Origin of the sequence: Sphingomonas parva (ex Maeng et al. 2020), assembly GCF_004564275.1 — a bacterium.
Classification (GTDB): domain Bacteria; phylum Pseudomonadota; class Alphaproteobacteria; order Sphingomonadales; family Sphingomonadaceae; genus Allosphingosinicella; species Allosphingosinicella parva.
In genome coordinates this window covers 36,581-53,561 of record NZ_SPDV01000033.1, presented here as the reverse complement: position 1 = coordinate 53,561, position 16,981 = coordinate 36,581, and the positions used below count along the sequence as shown (strand labels likewise).

Sequence of the window (16,981 nt, the reverse complement as noted above, 5' to 3'; positions counted from 1 at the left end):
CTGGACGGGCGGGTGCGCGGCCGACTACCGCGGCTGAATGTCAGACGGCGATTCCGGAACGCCTTTTTCGGCGCATTCGACCGACCCGATCGACGATTGGTCGCGAGCGGTGTTCGACGCCTGTCTCGACTGGGCGATCGCCGGCGAAGGTCGCTGGTTTCGCTCGGATGAGGGGTGGATCAGGCTGCGCATCGACGCGGTGCGGGGCGAACCGCTCGAGCCGCTCTTCGCGATCGAGCTCGATACGGCGGACCATCAGATCAATCTCGATTTCGGCAGCTGGTGCACACCGATATCCGCGTCCGCCGGATCGCTGCGTTCGGCGGCCGTGCACAGCACCGCCGTCGCCCGCGAGCTGATCGAGAGCTGGCTTCGCGGCGAGGTGAAGCTTGCCAGCTACAGCGACGAGACCGGCTGGCGCGGGAGCAAGATCATCGAGAGCGGTGCGCTGCCGGCCGCGCTGGAGCCGGTGCCGGCGTCGCTCGGGGAGCGCGGCCGGGCCATCGTCAAGACCTGGCGCCGGACGGACTGGCGCGCGTGGCGCCATCTGGGCGACGCCCTCTGGATCGAGTGCGACGTCGCCGAAGACTAAGGGGCTCCGCACGTCGCCCATTGACGCCTCCCGCACCCTCCGCTCTATCCGCGCGGGGTGTCTGCCGGGTGGGGGCGTTGATGCGTAGAGGAGGGCAGCGGACCGCGAGGTCCTGGATCGTGTCCGGCGGGCCGGCGATCCTCGCGGCGCTCGCCGGCACGGGCGCCTCCGCGCAGCCGGCCGAGGACGCCGCCGCGCCCGTGGAGGACGCCGCCGAGGTCGCCACGCCCGCCGACGACGCCGGCGGCGAGGAGATCGTCGTCACCGGCATGCGCGGTGCGGTGCGGAGCGATGTCGCGCCGGTCGCCGTGCTCGACAGCGACGCCGTCGCCGCGACCGGCGCGACGACGACGGGCGAGCTGCTGCGCGCGATCAAGGGGGTCACCCAGTCGGCCGACGGCGCCGAGCCGATCTTCCTGCTCAATGCGCAGCGCGTCTCCGGCTATCAGGAGATCGGCAGCCTGCCGCCCGAGGCGATCGAGCGGGTCGAGGTGCTGCCCGAGCCGGTCGCCCTCAAGTTCGGCTATCCGCCGACCCGGCGGGTGGTGAACTTCATCACCAAGCGTCGCTTCCGCCAGGTCCAGGCGCGCGGATCGGCCGGCACCACGACCCGCGGCGGCAGCGCGCGCGGCAGTGCCAATCTCGATCTGACCCGGCTCCGCGACGATTCCCGCCTCACCCTCGCGCTCGAGCATCGCCGCACCGGCGCGCTGCTGCAGGCGCGGCGCGACATCGCGCCCGATCCCGACGTGCCGTTCGACGCGATCGGCAATATCGTCGGGCTCGGCGGCGGCGGCGAGATCGATCCCGCGCTGTCGGCGGCCGCCGGCGGGATCGTGACGATCGCGCCGGTGCCCGCTTTCCCCGCCGACCGCACGCTCGCCGGCTTCGCGTCCGGCGCGAACAGCCCGCGCCTGACCGACGTCGGCCCCTACCGGACGCTGATCGCGCGCAACCGGGCGCTGAAGGCGGAGACCGTGCTCGCCGCGCCGCTCGGCGGCGGCGTGGCCGGCTCGCTCAACCTCACCGCCGAGCGCAGCCGCGACCGCAGCCTCTCCGGCCCGGCCGCCGCGACCTTCCTCGTTCCCGCGGGCAGCGCCGCCTTCTCGCAGGACGTCCTGCTCAAGCGCTACCTCGTCGAGGCCGATCCGCTCCGCCAGGCGGAGACGAAGACGACCTTGCACGCCGGCGCGACGCTGCGCGGAGCGGTCTCCGGCTGGCGCTGGGACGTCACCGCCGCGCTCGACCAGCAGCAGACCGACGGCCGCAGCGAACGCGGCATCGATCTGGCCGCGGCGGGTGCCGCCCTCGCCGCCGATCCGTTCGCGGCGCTCGCCCCGATTCTCCTGGAGGCGCGGCGGCTCGACCGCACACGCCAGCGCACCCGCAACGCCGGCGCCAAGGCGACATTGACCAGCATCCCGATCGCCCTGCCCGCCGGCGACGCCAACCTGGTCGCCACCGCCGAGGCCGAGCGCGCCGACGCCCGGTCGGCGACGCGCGGCACCAATGATTTCGACCTGGCGCTGGGCCGCGGCCGCGTCGAGGCCGGCCTGACGCTCGACCTGCCGCTCGCCTCGCGCCGCCGCGCGTTCCTGTCCTTCGCCGGCGAGCTCTCCGCCAATGCCGCGGTCGCGCTGCGCCGGGTCGGCGGCTTCGGGTCCCTCGCCGATCGCAGCGTCGGGCTGAGCTGGGCGCCGGTCGATCGGGTGCAATTGCTCGGCCAGGTTCGCCGCAGCGAGGCGGCCCCGGGCCTGGCGCCGCTCTCCTCGCCGGTGCTGATCGTTCCCGACGTGCCGATCTTCGATTTCGGCACCGGCCGGACCGAGATCGTCACCCTGGTCCAGGGCGGCAATCCCGATCTCGCCGCCGAGCGCCGCCGCGTCCGCTCGCTGACCCTGAACGTGAAGCCGTTCGCGAAGCGGGAGCTGCGCCTCGCCGCGTCCTGGGAGGCGACCGAGATCGCGGACCAGACCGGCAACGTCTATGCGCTCACCCCGCAGACCGAGGCGATCCTGCCCGAGCTCGTCTCGCGCGACGCGGCCGGCCGTCTGGTCTCGGTCCGCTTCCAGCCGATCAACTTCTTCCGCGAGCGCCAGCGCGCGCTCAGGTTCACGCTCAACGCCAGCGGCCAGCTCGGCAAGGCGTCGCCGCCGCCCCCTGCCCCGCCGCCGGCGGGCGCAGCGGGTGGCGCCGCGTCCCCACCCCCGCCCAAGCCGAAGCCGCGGCCATTCTATTATCTCGGCGCGGGGCCGAGCGTGCGGCTGGTCGATCGCCTGCAGCTGCGCCCCGGCACGCCCGAGCTCGATCTGCTCGGCGGCGACACCGTGCTCGGCTGGGCGCCGCCGGCGGTGACCAGCTATTTCTACGGCGGCATCAACTATCTCGGCAACGGCATGAATTTCGACGGCTGGTTCGGCGGCGGCAGCCGGGTGCGCAGCGACGATCCCGAGGCCGATCTGCGTTTCTCGCCGATCTTCAAGCTGAACGTCACCGCCTTCGTCAGCGTCCATCATTTCCTGCCCAGGGAGGACTGGACCCGCCACCTCCAGCTCCGGCTCGAGGTCAACAACCTCACCGACGCCCACCAGCGCGTCCGCGACCGCAACGGCACGATCCCCAACCGCATGCAGGAGGATTATCTCGATCCGGTCGGGCGGACGGTGACGGTGTCGGTGAGGAAGCTGTTCTGAGGGGGGAGCGGCAGCCCTCTTGTATTGACATTGTAGGTACAAACACGCACATGCAGAGGATGGCCAAGCCCCGTCCTGCACCCGACGCTGCCAAGGCTTCGGTCGCCGTCACCGGGCGCCGCGGCGCGGCCGACACCAGGAACAGCATCAACCTGCGCGTCGAGACGCAGACGCGGCAGATGATCGACGAAGCCGCCGCTCTACTCGGCAAGACGCGGACCGAGTTCATGGTCGACAGCGCCCGCGCGCTGGCGATCGACGTGCTGCTCGACCAGCGGCTCTTCGTGCTCGATGCGACGCGCTACGACGCTTTCGTCCACGCGCTGGACAATCCCCCGGCGCCAGGCCCGAAGTTGCGGGCGCTGCTGCGCCGCAAGCCCGCCTGGGAGGCCTGAGCGCGTCCGAAGATGGCCTTGTCGCCGCCGGCACCGCTTGATCCCACGCATGATCTCGGCGCCTTCGATTGCGGCGAGCCCGCCCTCAACCTTTGGCTGAAGCAGCGCGCGCTGAAGAACGAGAGCCGGTTCTCGCGCACCTACGTGGTGTGCGACGGCAATCGGGTCGTTGCCTATTTTTGCGTCTCGGCCGGAGCGGTCGAGCGCGCCGCGGCGCCCGGCAGGATCCGGCGCAATGCGCCCGAGGCCATCCCCGTCTCGATCATCGGACGGCTGGCGGTGGACCGGAGACATGCCGGGCGCGGGCTCGGCGCGATATCCTCTCGGACGCCCTTCGCCGGATCGCGGTCGCTTCGCAGGGCATCGGCATCGCTGCCGTGATGGTCCAGGCCAAGGACGAGCGAGCGAAGCTCTTCTATCGGGCCTGCGCCGAGTTCCAGGAATTTCCGGAAGAGAGCCGAACGCTCTTCCTACCGATCGAGACGGTCGTCGCGGCCTTCAGCTGAGGCGCCGGTTCCGACGATGCCGGATACAAGGGGCGCCGGGCGAGGCGTTGCGCCCGGCACCCGCGCATCGCTGCACCGCAGCGACCGTAGATTCACCGTTGTTTACGGTCGATCAGCCTTGTCTTCGCTGCACTGCAATGTGAACGCGGCAGATGCGGTCCGCCGCCCCGCGACGCGCGGCGCGGCGGCCTCGTCATTCTCCAGCTCCCGGCCTTCAAAGAGGGGTTGCTCCCCGGTGGCCGGGATTTCACGGCACGCGCGCTCGGCTTTCGCCCGGCCGTCTCATCGTTCATGCTTCGTTCTATCATACACTAGCGATTCTCGCAAGTGAGAAGTCCCGACGCGTCCGTTCGCACCTAGCGTGCGGCAAGGGGGTGGGCGGTGAGGCGGTACGCCGCGATCGCGAGGGCGCTGCGCAATAGGGGACGTCGCGGCCGCAATTCCTCTCCCGCTGCCACGCACGCCGACATTCTCTGGACCAGGGCCCGGAAAGCCTGCAGCTCCTCGTCCGTCGCCGGAGGAGCCGACAACAGCCGAACCGCCTCCGCCGGCGACGTCAGGGCAGTGCAAAAAGCAAGATACTCGATCTCGTTCGCAGCCCTGACAGGTGAGCGGCCCGGATCGGATTTCAACCGTGCGACGAGCGCGTCTCCCGATCCGCCTGTTTCGAGAAGCGCCTCGGCGATCACGCCGTAGATCAGGCCTGCGGAGAAGCTCAAAGCGCCGCTGGCTGCACAGCCTCGCTGCCTGCTCACGAGGCCCTCCAGCGAGGCGCGGTAATCTCCGCCCTCGATGGCGACGGCGAGGCTGGCACGGGAACCAGCCGCATCTCGCCGAACCAGGCACCGGCCAAATTCGTGGAGGGCGCGGCGACCCTGATCGGTGAGCGGGCGGCCGCAGACCACCGGCTCGCCGTCGGGGCCGCGCGGACAGACGATGTCCGAGTAGAGACGCACCTGGCCGGCCTGGCGCTGCGTCCGGTACGCTGGAACCGTGTCACCGATCCCTTGCGCCTGCGCCGCGACGAGGAAAGCCGCGAGGACGCCGAGAAACAATGTCTTCAGGACCACGCGGCGCCCTCCGCGGCGAAGCGATGAAGTTCCTGATCTGCATCAGCCGGAATGCGCGCGCAAGCGAAGCGTCGTCGCGAAGATCCGCCATCAGCGCTCTCCATCGAGAGCTGTTCCCTGTTTCAATCTGTCGTTCAGGGGGTGCACTCCACTCTTCGCCCATGACCAGGTTCCGGTGACACTACAATCGATTCAGCTCTTTCAGTCCCCGTCCGTCGGCTAATCGCGGGCGGTGGGATGGAGTGTCACCGAATTTCCTTACCGAATGCCTCGTTGAAAGCATGCCGGCGCTGTCCGAGGCGCGACACGCGAGTTCCACAGTCGTGCGCGAGATGGTATGGACGTGACCGAGCCACAGCTGAGTCCAAGTCGCTAATCTAAGTGCGCAGATCCGGCGAGGGGCAGCATCGAGGGGACCAGGCATATAGCTAAGCTCTTCAATCCACTCGCGGAGATGCGGATCCGCAACGATGCCGGTTTAAAGAGCGTTGTGGGCGCTACTTTCGGCCCTGATGTGCGTCAAAACGCCGACGGCTCTCCGAAAAAGCACCAAGGGTGGGATCTCTATGCGCCAGTAGGGACTCCGGTGTACGCAATCAGCGATGGTTTCATCGTCTGGACGCGCGACGAAGGTGACTATGGGAAACAGATCCTGTTGTCCTTCAATATAGCAGGAGCCGAGAACGTCTCGGATTCTAATACGCGCTATGCTTTCTACGCGCACCTTTCTGAAATTTCAGTGGCTGGGAGCTTCGTGCGCGGCGGATCCGAGATCGGAAAAACTGGCACATCCGGCAACGCAAGTGCGGCTTATCCCCATCTCCACTTCGAAGTACGAACCTCAGCGGACAAGTGGCTTGCAGGCCTGAATGGACGCGTTAATCCTGGAGAGCTTCTTGGTTACCAGCACCTCTCATGCACGGCGAAAGAAATCGCTGGCGTAGAGACAGTTCAGCTTGTTTGCCCGGCGCGTTTAGGTCCGAGCGAGATCTCACGATAGAAGGGCTGCGGCGCTTTACTTGGATTAGCGCCAACGTAGACAGTCTGGATGCCAAGCATGGAGAAGGTACACCGAATATGGGATGGTGACTTTCTTCGACATCGACTTTTCGCGTGAGTGGCTTTCCGGTTTTGGGTTGCGCGACCTTTGCGCTCTCAGCCACATCCGTCAGACGACGCGCAGGCAACTGAGTAGAGTATCATCGAGATTTCCCTTCCTCTGTTCGGCGCCGGCGCGGCGTGGCACATTCGTTCGCGACCCCCCGCCCCCATGCCCACCGCCCTGCCCCAGGAGGCCTCATGTTGTCAGAGCTCCCGATCGGTCTCGCGCTCCGCCGGTTCCGGCGGCTGAACCGGGTGAAGCAGAGCGCGGTCGCCGGATTGCTCGGGGTCTCGCAGGGCTGCGTGTCGCGCTGGGAGAGCGGCGCGCACCGGCCCGAAGCGGCGCAGCGGGCGCGCATCGTCCGGCTGATCTCGGCCGCGGTCGGCAGCGACCACGATGCGGCGCTGCGGCGGCTGGTCGAGACGTCGCAGCACCCCGTCCATCTGGTCTGCGACGCGACCCATCGGCTGCTCGCCGCCTCGCCCAGCCGGGCGGCGAGCTGGCGGACCGACGTCTCCGAGCTGATCGGCCGCTCGCTCTGGCCGTTCGCCACGCCCGAGATCGCCGCCGCGGAGGCCGGGCTGGCCGAGCGCGGCTGGTTCGAGCGCCCCTGGCAGACGCTCGCGCTCAGCACCGGAGGCAACGGCCGGTCGGACGTGCCGGTGCCGCCCGGCCGGATACTCTGGGAAACCCTGCCGCTCGCCGACGGCCGCGTCGGCCGCCTGACCACCACGATCGGCTGAGCGCCCCCCCTTCCCGCCCCCGGACCGGCCCGCATAATTTATTCCTCTCCCTGCCCCCGGGCGCCGCGCTAGGCCGGGCGCATGGACAGCGAGCAAGCGATCGATCCCGGCCGACTGGAATCCATCCTCGGCTTCGTCCAGGCGGCCGCGGCGCTGAAGGACACTCTGCGGACCGGCCGGACGGCCAGCGGCCGCCGCGAGAGCACCGCCGATCACAGCTGGCGCCTCTGCCTCCTCGCCCTGCTGCTCGGCGACGATTTGGGCGGCGTCGATCTCCTCCGCCTGCTGCAAATCTGCCTGGTCCACGATCTCGCCGAAGCGGTGACCGGCGACGTGCCGGCGCCCTGCCAGGCCGCCGACGACGGCCGCAAGGCCCGCGAGCGGGAAGCGCTTCGCACCCTGTGCGCGCCGCTCCCCGACCACCTTCGGCAGCGCCTCGAGGACTTGTGCGCGGACTATGACGCCGGCGTCTCGCCGGAGAGCGTGATCGCCAAGGGCTTGGACAAGATCGAGACGATGCTGCAGCATCTGATCGGCGCCAACCCGCCCGGCTTCGATTACCGGTTCAACCTCGCCTACGGGCGCGCGATCACCGACCGCCACCCGCTGCTGCGCCAGATGCGCTCGCGCCTCGATGCGCAGATGCAGCGGCGGATCGACGCGGAGAGCGAGGGATCCTCGGAAAGCCGACGCTAGCCCTCCGGTAATCCCAGGTTGATCTCGACCCGCCGGTTGCGGGCGTTGCCCTTCCGGCCGCTCGGCACGGCGGGATTGCCGGCGCCTGCGGCGCGGACCTCGATGCGCCGCCGGTCGATGCCGCGGCCGACGAGCGCGGCGGCGACGAGCTCGGCGCGGGCCACGGAGAGTCTCCTGGCGTCCGTCCTCTCGGCGGGATCGGCATGGCCGGTGATCGCTATGCGGCCCGGTCGTGCCTCGGCCAGCTCGGCGACGACGCCCAGCAGCTCCGCGCCGTGCGGCGGCATCGCGCTCGACTCGGGCAGGAAATAGACATTGACCTGGCCCTCCCGCTGCGGCGGCAGGGTCGATACCGCACCCGGCGCCGTCCGGACGATCGGGGGCGGCGCGCTCCCGGCCGCCGTGGTCCAGGCCGCTGCCAGCAGAGTCGCGGCGAGGGTCCGGCGCAGGGCGGCGCCGCAGGTGCGCCGCGACCGGTGGGTGTCGGCGCGCGGCCCGGCGCCCGGCGGATGCAGGGTGATCGTCTCCATGAGCGCTCTATGCGCCTGCCGGGGTTGCGATAGCACTAATGCCGGCCGGCAGCACCTCGCCCGGCCTGGAGGCGCCGGGCGGCGATGATCGCGTCGATCCTCTTCTCCGACCTTTGCTCGACACAGGCCTCGAGCTGCCTTCGCGAGGTCACGCCGTCGGCCATGCACAGGCGCGCGACGTCGCAGGGGATGGCGTCGAGCTCCGCCTCGCCGGACGCGCGGGTCAGCGCGCAGCGCTGCAGAACGGCTTTGCCGTCCTTCTTGCGCAGCTTCATGGCGACGTCGATGCGGCGCAATTTCTGCGCGAGGACGACGATCTCCTGATCGTCCGGCGCGGCGGCGGCAGGCGCGGACTGCAGCGCCAGGAGGAAAAGCAGGATCATCGAATTGTCGCCTTCCAGAATGGGATCGGGGGCAGGACGACCGGCGCTCCGGCCGGGCGCATTGGGCGCGGGACGGGCCCCGGCCCGGCGACGCTGCTACGGTGAACCGCCGCGCCGCGTTCCGCCCCGGCACGCGCCTGCCCGGCCGGCCCGTCGAGACCGGCCGGGGCATGGCCTCACTTCTTCTTCAGCACCCACTTCAGGCCGCCGGCGAGATGGTCGAGGAACGCCTTCTCGCGATAGCTCGCGTCGGTATGGCCCATCGCCGTGTAGAAGACGCGCCCGCCCTCGAACTCGCGAGTCCAGCTCATCGGATTGGGATTGGCGTCCTTCTCGCCGATCGAGGCGGGATCGAGCGTCACCAGCAGCTTCGAGCGCGGATCGTAATCGTCGATATAATACCATTCGTCGACGCGGCGCAGGCGCTCCGGCATGCTTCTGGTCGAGGGATGCCTGCGGTCCTCGACATGGATCTCCCCTTCCGGCGTGCCCTGCGGGTGGCGGGCGAAATGGCCGCCGATCATCCGGCCGTACCACGGCCAGTGGTAGTGCGAATCGGACGCGCCGTGGATGCCGACCACGCCGCCGCCGCGGTGGACGAACGCCTGCAGCGCCTCGCGCCGGGCGCCCTGGAACCACTCGCTCTCCGGCTTCTTCGGATCGGTCGTGCTGCTCAGGAAGACGATCGCGTCGACGTCCCTCAGGCCGGCCTCGCTGAACACGTTCGGGTCCTCGGTGGCGACGATCGTCATCTTCTCGCGGGCGCCGAGGCCCTGGAGCGCGGCGATGCCCGGCTCGATCGAGGCATGGCGATAGCCGGTGGTGTGCGAGAAGACGAGCACGCGCGGCTTGCCGTCGGCGTCCTTCGCGGCGGCGGGCGCCAGTGCGGCGACTCCCGAAATCCCGGCCATCAGCAGCATCAGGCCGCGCAGCTTGGTCATCATTGCTCTCCCTTCGATCGCCGCTTGTCGCGGCGTATAAATGCCTGAAATCCCGGCAAATCCCGCAGCCACGTCGCCCGCGCCGCTGGACAAGCCGCAACAGCCTTAATATGAGAGCGCTAACAATAGAACCCGGGGAGAGGGTCATGTCGTCCGCCGAATCGGCCACCACGCTCGATCGCCGCAGCCTGCTCCAGGCCGCCATCCTGCTCGTCGGCGGAAGCGTCGCCGGCCTGCCGGCCTCCGCTTTGGCGCAAGCCGCGGCGCCGGCCGAGCGCTTCTTTTCCCCGGGCCAGTTCGCGATCCTCGGCGAATTCGCCGACACGATGATCCCGCGCACCGATACGCCGGGCGCGAAGGACGCCGGCGTGCCGGAGGCGCTGGACGCGCTGATGACCAATTGGGCGTCCGGCGAGCGGCAGGAGCAGTTCCGCGCCCTGGTCGACCAGATCGGCGCCACCGGCCTGCTCGCCGCGCGCGGCGACGCCCGCCTCGCCCTGGTCAAGAAATTCGACGCCGAGCGGCTCGGCGCGCACGATCCGGTCTACGGCCGGTTCAAGGATCTCCTCCTCACCGTCTACTACCTCTCCGAGGCGGGGGCGACGAAGGAGCTCCGCTACGAGCTCATCCCCGGCAAGTGGGAGCCGGCGGTGACCGTCGGCACCGACACCCGCGCCTGGGCGGTCTAGTCTTTTTCGGGGGTAGCTTAGATGTTTGATGCGATCGTCGTCGGATCCGGGATGAGCGGCGGCTGGGCCGCCAAGGAGCTGACCGAGAAGGGCCTCAAGGTGCTGGTGATCGAGCGCGGCCGCCACGTCGAGCACGGCGCCGACTACACCGACTCGCTCTCGCCCTGGGAGCTGCAGAATTTCGGCATGGTGCCGGAAGAGGAAGCGGCCGAGCATTACGGCATCCAGAGCCAGTGCTACGCCTTCTCGACCGCGACCAAGCATTTCTGGGTGAAGGACAGCGAGCATCCCTACACCCAGGCCGAGGGCAAGCCGTTCATGTGGATCCGCGGCTACCATCTCGGCGGCCGCTCGATCATGTGGGCGCGGCAATCCTATAGGATGAGCGAGATCGATTTCGAATCGAATGCCAAGGACGGCCACGGCTCCGACTGGCCGATCCGCTACGCCGACATGGCGCCCTGGTACGATCACGTCGAAAAATTCGCCGGCATCTCCGGATCGAAAGAAAATCTGCCGCAGCTTCCCGACGGCCAGTTCCTGCCGCCGATGGCGATGACCGACGCCGAGCTCGACTTCAAGGCGAAGCTCGAGGCGAAATATCCGGGCCGCAAGCTGATCATCGGCCGCTGCGCCCATCTCACCGAGGCCCAGCCGCAGCACGAGGAGCTCGGCCGCATCTCGTGCCAATACCGCTCGCTGTGCGAGCGCGGCTGCTCCTACGGCTCCTATTTCTCGAGCCTCAGCGCCACTTTGCCGGCGGCACGCAACACCGGCAATTTGACGATCGTCACCGATTCGATCGTGCACAGCGTCGTCTACGATCCGAAGACCGGCAAGGCGACCGGGGTGCGGGTGATCGACGCCAACACCAAGCAGGGCCGCACCTACGAGGCCAAGGTCGTCTTCCTCTGCGCCTCGGCGATCCCGACCGCGCAGATCCTCTTGAACTCGACCTCCGAGGCCTTCCCCAACGGCCTCGCCAACCGCTCCGACGCGGTCGGCCGCTATCTGATGGACCATCTGAGCGGCATGGGCGCCGGCGGAATCTACCGCGGCTTCGAGGCGCGCTACCATCACGGCCGCCGCCCGAACGGCTTCTACATCCCGCGCTACCGCAACGTCACCGAGCCGGCCGAGGGCTTCACCCGCGGCTACGGCTTCCAGGGCGGCGTGCTGCGCGACAATTGGCGCCGCGGCGTCAGCCGGCCCAGCGTCGGCGCCGAGCTCAAGAACGAGCTGCGCCGCCCCGGCCCGTGGCGGATCGGGCTCAGCGGCTTCGGCGAGATGCTGCCGCGCCCCGAGAACCGGGTGACCCTGCACAGGACCCGCAAGGACAAATGGGGCGTGCCGATCGTCCACATCGACTGCGGGCTCGGCGACAACGAGAAGAAGATGATCGAGCAGGTCGCCAAGGACCAGCGCGAGATGCTCGAGATGGCCGGCTGCACCGACATCTACGTCAACAAGCATTATGGCGGCGTCGGCCTCGGCATCCACGAAATGGGCACCGCGCACATGGGCAAGGACCCGGCCAAGTCGGTGCTCAACAAGTACAACCAGGCCCATGACGTGCCGAACCTGTTCGTCACCGACGGCGCCTGCATGGCCTCGGGCGGCTGCCAGAACCCGTCGCTCACCTACATGGCCATGTCCGCCCGCGGCGCCCATTACGCCGCCTCGTTCCTCAAGGAAGGGAAGATCTAATCCATTCCTCCCCGAGCTTGCTCGGGGAGGGGGATGTTCAGGGCGCCATGCCCCCAGCATGGCGAGGGACTGCCGGGGGGCAGTCCCGACCTGAACATCGCGAAGGCGGTGGAGGGGCACGCCGATGAAGGTCGCGGCCTATGCCCCTTCAAGGGGCCAAGTTCAGGATCGTGTCAGTCACTCTCGTCCAGGGCTCAGCCCGAACGGGTTAGAAGGAGAAGCATGATGAAGTTCGCATTCGGGGCCGCTCTGGCCGTTCTCGCCCTCGCCGCCTCGCCCGCCGCCGCCAAAGAGTGGCAGGTGAAGATGTTGAACAAGGGCAGCGATGGGAAGCTGATGGTGTTCGAGCCCGCCTTCATCAAGGTGGCGCCGGGCGACACGGTGAAGTTCGTCGCCACCCAGAAGGGCCATAATGCCGAGAGCGTCGCGGGCATGGTCCCGGCCGGCGGCAGCACCTTCAAGGGCAAGATCAACGAGGAGATCGTGGTCCGCTTCGCCAGGCCGGGCCTCTACGGCTACAAATGCCTGCCGCACGTCGGCATGGGCATGGTCGGCCTGGTCCAGGTCGGCAATGCCGCCAACAAGGCCGAGGCGAGCGCCGCCGCGGCGAAGCTGCCCGGCATGGGCAAGAAGAAGATGACCGAGCTCCTCGCCCAGGCGAAGTAAGTCAATTCTCCCCGAGCTTGCCTCGGGGAGGGGGACCAGCCGTAGCCGAAGGCGAAGGCTGGTGGAGGGGCCCTCGTAGCGCTGCGTCGACACCCCTCCACCACCGCCTTCGGCGGCGCTCCCCCTCCCCGAGCAAAGCTCGGCGAGGAGTGGAGTGTCCCGATGCGCCACCTCACCACAGCCGCCCTCCTGCTCCTCGTCGCTGCGGCCACGCCCGCTGCGGCGAAGCCGGGGTGGCAGCGGATCTTCGACGGCCGCAGCCTCGCCGGCTGGACCCCGAAGATCACCGGCCAGGCGGTCGGCGTGGATCCGGCGCGAACCTTCCGGGTGAAGGACGGCGCGATCGCGGTGTCCTACGAGGATTACGGCGGCCGGTTCGCGGGGCGGTTCGGCCATCTCGCCTTCAAGCGGCCGGTCGGCGCGTTCCGGCTGCGGCTCGACTATCGCTTCACGGGCACGTGGCTGCCCGACGTCGAGGGCTGGCAGCACAGCAACAGCGGCATCATGGTGCTCGGCCAGGATCCGGCGACGATGGCGCGCGACCAGAAGTTTCCGGTCAGCATCGAGGTGCAGCTGCTCGGCCCCGACGGGCCCCTGCCCGCCTCGGGCAATCTCTGCACGCCCGGCACCAACGTGGTCATGGCGGGCAGACTCGAGACCGAGCATTGCATCCGCGCCGCCGGATCGGCGACCCCCTATGGGCGCTGGATGCGCGCCGAGATCGAGGTGACCCGCGACGGCCGCATCACCCACTGGATCGGCGGCAAAAAGGTGCTGTCCTATTCGGAGGCGCAGCTCGATCCGGCCGATCCCGACGCCAGGCCGCTGATCGCCGCCGCCGGCGGCACGCTCCGGATCGCGCGCGGCTGGCTCTACCTCCAGAGCGAGGGCCATCCGGTCGAGTTCCGCAACATCGCGCTGATGGAGCTCGACTGAGGGGACCATGCTCAGGTCGCCTTGCCGCCAGGATAGCCTCGAATTGCTGGGGGCAGTTCGAACTTTATCATTCTCCCCTGGAGGGGAGGAGGATCAGGTGCGGAACGCCCCGCGTTCCGCAGCCGCGCCGGGGACGCGGCGACCTGATCATCGCGCAGCGCGACGGAGGGGTGTCGGCGCTTGCGGGTTGGCTTGGCTGGTCGAGCGCCCACTGCGCCTCGCGATGGCACGCCTCGCAGACGAACGCCCGCCGAACGTGAACGCTGACACCCCTCCGTCAGACTTCGCCTGACACCTCCCCTTAAAGGGGAGGAGGGAGACCGCTAGTCCCGCTTCAGCAGGGCGGCGAAGCGATGCTCCTCGCCGCCGGCCTTGACCAGGATGGTGAGCGGCAGATCGGTCTTTTGCGCGCGCAGCGCCTTGGGCAATTCGAAGACGAGATAGCCGCCGGCCGCCTCCTGCGGCCCGACCTGCTCGGGGCGGAGCACGCCGTCGAGCGCGCCGAGCAGCCTGGCGCCGGGCAGTTCCTCGGCGCCGCGGTCCTGCCGGCCGGCCTCGGCGGCGCCGGCCGCGCTCGCATTGGGGCCGGCGGCGCCGCTGATGCTCTGGATCGTCCGCCCCGACGCGCCCTGCTGGGCGAGGCCGGCGAGATCGCCTTTCACCCGCCGGTCGACGGCGCCGGCGCGCCGCACCTCGCGCGCGACCAGCGCCTCGCCGCGGTTGAACACCGCGACCGGCACCTTGGGAAGGGCGGTGCCGTCGGCCAGGGTCAGGCTGACGCTCGCGGGCCCGAAGACGAAGGCCGGCTGGCCAAGGTTCATGACCAGCACGCGCACCGTGCCGCGCTTCGAGATCGGGCTGCCGGGCGCGATCACCCGCACCAGCGAGCCGGCGGTGCGGCTGTCGGCGGCGTGGAGGCCGCCGCGGCCGTGGAGCAGAGGCGCCTGCTGCAGCGCGATCTTGAACTCGGCCGCCGCTGCCGGCGCCGAAAGCGCCGCCGCAAGCAGCGCCGCCATCACCAATTGCCTCATGCCCTTGCCTTCCCCTTCCGCGCCCCGATCATGGCGCAGGCGCGGCCTCGACGGCAATCCCCTTCCCCCTCCCCCTCGAGGGGGGAGGGTTGGGGTGGGGGTGGCGCAAAGGCAGGTCCCTTCCCGGGATGATCTGCTCAGGCGCTTGCGCACGGCTCGATCGGATTGCGCTGCACTCGCTCCACCCCCACCCTGCCCTCCCCCATCAAGGGGGAGGAAGTTGGCTGCGGGGGACGCGCTTTTGCTCTCAGCCTATTCCTGTCCCGTCGAGGAGCAGCTTCACGCCGGCGACGATCATCAGGACGTAGACGATGGTGTAGAAGCGCTCCATCGCCACCCGGCGGACCAGTTTCACCCCGGCGAGGCTGGCGAGGACGGCGACCGGCAGCAGCACCGCGGTGGCGATCGCATTGTCGCGGGTGAACTCGCCGAGCGCGACATAGGCCGGCACCTTCACCCAGTTGAGGACGGCAAAGAAGATCGCCGAGGTGCCGACGAACACGTCGCGGTCGAGCTTGCGCGGCATGACCCACATCTGGAACGGCGGGCCGCCGGCATGGGCGATCTGGCTGGTGAAGCCGGTGATCACGCCGAACAGGCTGCCGACCCAGCGCGGGGAACTGGACGAGGCGGCGATCCGACCGCCGCGCTCCGCCCACAGGCGGTAGGCGCCGAACAGGATCGAGACGGCGCCGAGCGCCGCCATCACCGCGTCGGCCGAGACGGCGGCGGCGAGGACGTAGCCGAGGCCGACCCCTGCGACGGCGCCGGGCAGCATCGCGGCCAGGATCGATCCGTCCCAGCTCCTGCGGAAGGCGGCGACGCCGACCACGTCCTGGACGAGCAGGATCGGCAGCAGGATCGCGGCGGCCTTGACCGGCTCATCGGTCGCCAGCGCCATCAGCGGCGTGCCGAGCGCGCCGAGGCCCGAGAAGCCGCCCTTGGCGAGCCCGACCAGGATCACCGCCGGACTCGCGAACAGCAGGAAGTGGAGATCGAGCGCGGCGCTCACCGGCGCCCCGTGGCGAGCACGAGGCGCAGGGCGCGGCGACGACGGGGAGACCGGGTGAACACGCGCCGCTCCTACGGACCGCGGCGAGGCCGGACAAGGCGGCGGCGTTCAATCGCCGTTCAGCCGCGAGCGCCAAGTCTGTTCCGGTTCCGGTTCGTTCTGGAGGGTTTCATGCCGATACGCCTCGCCGTCCCTCTCCTCCTCGCCATCGCCCCCGCCGCCGCTTTCGCCCAGGCGCCCGCCGATCCGGTCGCCGCCGCGCTCGAGACGATCGCCCGGCACCAGGTCAGCACGCGGGTCGGTTGCCCGATCCCGGTGCCGGCGCTGTGGAATGCCCCGCCTTATGAGCAGCAGGCGGCCTGGCGCCGCCGAGAGGCGTTCGAGGAATGCCTGAACGCCGCGATGGAGCGGGAAGGAGTCCGCCTCCAGCAGCTCTCCGCCGAGGTCCAGGCGATGCAATCGGCGGATCCCGACGGCGATTGGGTGAGCGTCTCGGACGCGCTCGACGCGAAATGGGCCGAGCTCGAGACGCTCCAGTCGAAGCTCGCCTCGCGGCAGAACTGGGCCAATACCGCGGTCAACATCCTCGACACCTTCACCGGCCCCGGCGCGCCGTTCGACACCAGCCGGCCGGCCCCGTCCTACTCGCCCTACGGCCCGTACATGGTGCCCGCCCCCGGCGGCGGCTATTACCGGCGCGACACCAGCGTCTCCGCGCCCGGGATCAAATAGCGCCCCTTCGCGGCCACCGCGGGGGGCTACGGGCTTTGGACCATGTCGCGGACATCGCACCGGACATGCGCGTTGCGCCTGAAACAGATCAGGAGCGCGCCATGGCGAAGATGACCCTCGACCAGGTTTCGGAGAAGATGCGCGACATCGACTTCGCGATCCTCTCCACGCGGACGGAGGGCGGCGCCCTCGCCGGCCGGCCGATGAGCAACAATCGCGAGGTCGATTTCGATGGCGACTCCTATTTCTTTGCGTGCGACGACAGCCGCACCGTCGCCGACATCGCGCGCGATCCGCAGGTCGGCCTCGGCTACCAGGCAAAGGCGGGGATGCTGGGGATGCGCCCCTTCTTCCTCACCGTCGAAGGGCGCGCCTCGCTGATCCGCGACAAGGCGCAATTCGCGGCGCATTGGACCAAGGATCTCGACCGCTGGTTCGAGCAGGGCGTGGACACGCCGGGGCTGGTGCTGATCAAGGTCTCGGCCGAGCGGCTGCATTATTGGGACGGCTATGACGAAGGCGAGATCGCCCTCGCCGAGGCGCACGCCAACGCCTGA

The 16,981-nt window shown here is 69.4% G+C and carries 20 protein-coding genes; 14 read left to right on the top strand and 6 right to left on the bottom strand.

Annotated elements, in window-relative coordinates; all coding sequences use genetic code 11:
* Window positions 1-37: 37 nt before the first annotated feature.
* The 5 genes from E2493_RS15805 to E2493_RS22125 all read left to right on the top strand — a co-directional run bounded on the left by E2493_RS15805 (window position 38) and on the right by E2493_RS22125 (window position 4,186).
* Window positions 38-592, top strand: a complete 555-nt coding sequence (locus E2493_RS15805) for a hypothetical protein (protein WP_135088519.1) — start codon at window positions 38-40, stop codon at window positions 590-592.
* Window positions 593-672: 80 nt separating this feature from the next.
* Window positions 673-3,285: a TonB-dependent receptor gene (locus E2493_RS15800; RefSeq protein WP_135088517.1), complete on the top strand. Its 2,613-nt coding sequence runs from the start codon at window positions 673-675 to the stop codon at window positions 3,283-3,285.
* A 59-nt stretch (window positions 3,286-3,344) separates the two neighbouring features.
* Window positions 3,345-3,680: a type II toxin-antitoxin system TacA family antitoxin gene (locus tag E2493_RS15795; protein ID WP_135088515.1), complete on the top strand. Its 336-nt coding sequence runs from the start codon at window positions 3,345-3,347 to the stop codon at window positions 3,678-3,680.
* 12 nt (window positions 3,681-3,692) lie between these two features.
* Window positions 3,693-4,061: a GNAT family N-acetyltransferase gene (locus tag E2493_RS15790; protein WP_225421529.1), complete on the top strand. Its 369-nt coding sequence runs from the start codon at window positions 3,693-3,695 to the stop codon at window positions 4,059-4,061.
* Entirely contained in the window at window positions 4,061-4,186 is a 126-nt protein-coding gene (locus E2493_RS22125; RefSeq protein ID WP_263854096.1) for a hypothetical protein, read from the top strand. The genes E2493_RS15790 and E2493_RS22125 overlap by 1 nt, the downstream gene beginning before the upstream one ends.
* A 356-nt stretch (window positions 4,187-4,542) precedes the next feature.
* Here E2493_RS22125 and E2493_RS15785 read toward each other — a convergent pair whose 3' ends face one another.
* Window positions 4,543-5,256 (bottom strand): hypothetical protein, encoded by a 714-nt coding sequence (locus tag E2493_RS15785; protein ID WP_135088513.1) that lies wholly within the window; start codon window positions 5,254-5,256, stop codon window positions 4,543-4,545.
* Window positions 5,257-5,710: 454 nt separating this feature from the next.
* Between E2493_RS15785 and E2493_RS15780 the strand changes: the two genes are divergently transcribed.
* The 3 genes from E2493_RS15780 (at window position 5,711) to E2493_RS15770 (ending at window position 7,797) form a co-directional block, all read left to right on the top strand.
* Complete coding sequence (locus tag E2493_RS15780; RefSeq protein WP_135088511.1) at window positions 5,711-6,256, top strand: M23 family metallopeptidase; 546 nt, start codon at window positions 5,711-5,713, stop codon at window positions 6,254-6,256.
* 299 nt (window positions 6,257-6,555) lie between these two features.
* Window positions 6,556-7,101 carry a helix-turn-helix domain-containing protein gene (locus tag E2493_RS15775; protein ID WP_135088509.1) on the top strand — a complete coding sequence of 182 codons (546 nt, stop codon included), beginning with the start codon at window positions 6,556-6,558 and terminating at the stop codon, window positions 7,099-7,101.
* 81 nt (window positions 7,102-7,182) lie between these two features.
* The gene (locus E2493_RS15770) at window positions 7,183-7,797 is read left to right on the top strand and encodes an HD domain-containing protein (RefSeq protein ID WP_135088507.1); all 615 of its coding nucleotides are present in this window, start codon (window positions 7,183-7,185) and stop codon (window positions 7,795-7,797) included.
* On the opposite strand, the gene E2493_RS21335 is transcribed toward E2493_RS15770, so the two are convergent.
* From E2493_RS21335 to E2493_RS15760, 3 genes are all read right to left on the bottom strand, one after another.
* Window positions 7,794-8,327 carry an OmpA family protein gene (locus E2493_RS21335; protein ID WP_167737566.1) on the bottom strand — a complete coding sequence of 178 codons (534 nt, stop codon included), beginning with the start codon at window positions 8,325-8,327 and terminating at the stop codon, window positions 7,794-7,796. The two genes, E2493_RS15770 and E2493_RS21335, sit on opposite strands and share 4 nt — an antisense overlap.
* Window positions 8,328-8,362: 35 nt before the next feature.
* Window positions 8,363-8,710: a hypothetical protein gene (locus E2493_RS21330; RefSeq protein ID WP_167737565.1), complete on the bottom strand. Its 348-nt coding sequence runs from the start codon at window positions 8,708-8,710 to the stop codon at window positions 8,363-8,365.
* A gap of 176 nt (window positions 8,711-8,886) precedes the next feature.
* Complete coding sequence (locus tag E2493_RS15760; RefSeq protein ID WP_167737564.1) at window positions 8,887-9,651, bottom strand: ThuA domain-containing protein; 765 nt, start codon at window positions 9,649-9,651, stop codon at window positions 8,887-8,889.
* A gap of 146 nt (window positions 9,652-9,797) precedes the next feature.
* On the opposite strand from E2493_RS15760, the gene E2493_RS15755 reads away from it, so the two are divergent.
* The 4 genes from E2493_RS15755 (at window position 9,798) to E2493_RS15740 (ending at window position 13,649) form a co-directional block, all read left to right on the top strand.
* A complete protein-coding gene (locus E2493_RS15755; protein WP_167737563.1) occupies window positions 9,798-10,340 on the top strand; it encodes a gluconate 2-dehydrogenase subunit 3 family protein in 543 nt (180 codons plus the stop codon).
* Window positions 10,341-10,361: 21 nt separating this feature from the next.
* Entirely contained in the window at window positions 10,362-12,047 is a 1,686-nt protein-coding gene (locus E2493_RS15750) for a GMC oxidoreductase (RefSeq protein WP_135088499.1), read from the top strand.
* Window positions 12,048-12,272: 225 nt separating this feature from the next.
* On the top strand, window positions 12,273-12,713 hold the full coding sequence (locus E2493_RS15745; protein WP_318531710.1) for a pseudoazurin: 441 nt from the start codon (window positions 12,273-12,275) through the stop codon (window positions 12,711-12,713).
* 162 nt (window positions 12,714-12,875) lie between these two features.
* Complete coding sequence (locus E2493_RS15740; protein WP_135088495.1) at window positions 12,876-13,649, top strand: 3-keto-disaccharide hydrolase; 774 nt, start codon at window positions 12,876-12,878, stop codon at window positions 13,647-13,649.
* Window positions 13,650-13,972: 323 nt separating this feature from the next.
* Here E2493_RS15740 and E2493_RS15735 read toward each other — a convergent pair whose 3' ends face one another.
* Together E2493_RS15735 and E2493_RS15730 are read right to left on the bottom strand one after the other, a co-directional pair.
* Window positions 13,973-14,665 carry a hypothetical protein gene (locus tag E2493_RS15735; RefSeq protein ID WP_225421528.1) on the bottom strand — a complete coding sequence of 231 codons (693 nt, stop codon included), beginning with the start codon at window positions 14,663-14,665 and terminating at the stop codon, window positions 13,973-13,975.
* A gap of 262 nt (window positions 14,666-14,927) precedes the next feature.
* Window positions 14,928-15,692 carry a sulfite exporter TauE/SafE family protein gene (locus E2493_RS15730; protein ID WP_135088491.1) on the bottom strand — a complete coding sequence of 255 codons (765 nt, stop codon included), beginning with the start codon at window positions 15,690-15,692 and terminating at the stop codon, window positions 14,928-14,930.
* A 171-nt stretch (window positions 15,693-15,863) separates the two neighbouring features.
* On the opposite strand from E2493_RS15730, the gene E2493_RS15725 reads away from it, so the two are divergent.
* Together E2493_RS15725 and E2493_RS15720 are read left to right on the top strand one after the other, a co-directional pair.
* The gene (locus E2493_RS15725; RefSeq protein WP_135088489.1) at window positions 15,864-16,424 is read left to right on the top strand and encodes a hypothetical protein; all 561 of its coding nucleotides are present in this window, start codon (window positions 15,864-15,866) and stop codon (window positions 16,422-16,424) included.
* 101 nt (window positions 16,425-16,525) lie between these two features.
* Window positions 16,526-16,981: a pyridoxamine 5'-phosphate oxidase family protein gene (locus E2493_RS15720; protein WP_135088487.1), complete on the top strand. Its 456-nt coding sequence runs from the start codon at window positions 16,526-16,528 to the stop codon at window positions 16,979-16,981.

What these genes read in the sequence shown, in the direction of transcription:
- E2493_RS15805 (WP_135088519.1), top strand. Translation starts at nt 38, where the DNA reads ATGTCAGACGGCGATTCCGGAACGCCTTTTTCGGCGCATTCGACCGAC.
- E2493_RS15800 (WP_135088517.1), top strand. Translation starts at nt 673, where the DNA reads ATGCGTAGAGGAGGGCAGCGGACCGCGAGGTCCTGGATCGTGTCCGGC.
- E2493_RS15795 (WP_135088515.1), top strand. Translation starts at nt 3,345, where the DNA reads ATGGCCAAGCCCCGTCCTGCACCCGACGCTGCCAAGGCTTCGGTCGCC.
- E2493_RS15790 (WP_225421529.1), top strand. Translation starts at nt 3,693, where the DNA reads ATGGCCTTGTCGCCGCCGGCACCGCTTGATCCCACGCATGATCTCGGC.
- E2493_RS22125 (WP_263854096.1), top strand. Translation starts at nt 4,061, where the DNA reads ATGGTCCAGGCCAAGGACGAGCGAGCGAAGCTCTTCTATCGGGCCTGC.
- E2493_RS15780 (WP_135088511.1), top strand. Translation starts at nt 5,711, where the DNA reads ATGCGGATCCGCAACGATGCCGGTTTAAAGAGCGTTGTGGGCGCTACT.
- E2493_RS15775 (WP_135088509.1), top strand. Translation starts at nt 6,556, where the DNA reads ATGTTGTCAGAGCTCCCGATCGGTCTCGCGCTCCGCCGGTTCCGGCGG.
- E2493_RS15770 (WP_135088507.1), top strand. Translation starts at nt 7,183, where the DNA reads ATGGACAGCGAGCAAGCGATCGATCCCGGCCGACTGGAATCCATCCTC.
- E2493_RS21335 (WP_167737566.1), bottom strand. Translation starts at nt 8,327, where the DNA reads ATGGAGACGATCACCCTGCATCCGCCGGGCGCCGGGCCGCGCGCCGAC.
- E2493_RS21330 (WP_167737565.1), bottom strand. Translation starts at nt 8,710, where the DNA reads ATGATCCTGCTTTTCCTCCTGGCGCTGCAGTCCGCGCCTGCCGCCGCC.
- E2493_RS15760 (WP_167737564.1), bottom strand. Translation starts at nt 9,651, where the DNA reads ATGACCAAGCTGCGCGGCCTGATGCTGCTGATGGCCGGGATTTCGGGA.
- E2493_RS15755 (WP_167737563.1), top strand. Translation starts at nt 9,798, where the DNA reads ATGTCGTCCGCCGAATCGGCCACCACGCTCGATCGCCGCAGCCTGCTC.
- E2493_RS15750 (WP_135088499.1), top strand. Translation starts at nt 10,362, where the DNA reads ATGTTTGATGCGATCGTCGTCGGATCCGGGATGAGCGGCGGCTGGGCC.
- E2493_RS15745 (WP_318531710.1), top strand. Translation starts at nt 12,273, where the DNA reads ATGAAGTTCGCATTCGGGGCCGCTCTGGCCGTTCTCGCCCTCGCCGCC.
- E2493_RS15740 (WP_135088495.1), top strand. Translation starts at nt 12,876, where the DNA reads ATGCGCCACCTCACCACAGCCGCCCTCCTGCTCCTCGTCGCTGCGGCC.
- E2493_RS15735 (WP_225421528.1), bottom strand. Translation starts at nt 14,665, where the DNA reads ATGGCGGCGCTGCTTGCGGCGGCGCTTTCGGCGCCGGCAGCGGCGGCC.
- E2493_RS15725 (WP_135088489.1), top strand. Translation starts at nt 15,864, where the DNA reads ATGCCGATACGCCTCGCCGTCCCTCTCCTCCTCGCCATCGCCCCCGCC.
- E2493_RS15720 (WP_135088487.1), top strand. Translation starts at nt 16,526, where the DNA reads ATGGCGAAGATGACCCTCGACCAGGTTTCGGAGAAGATGCGCGACATC.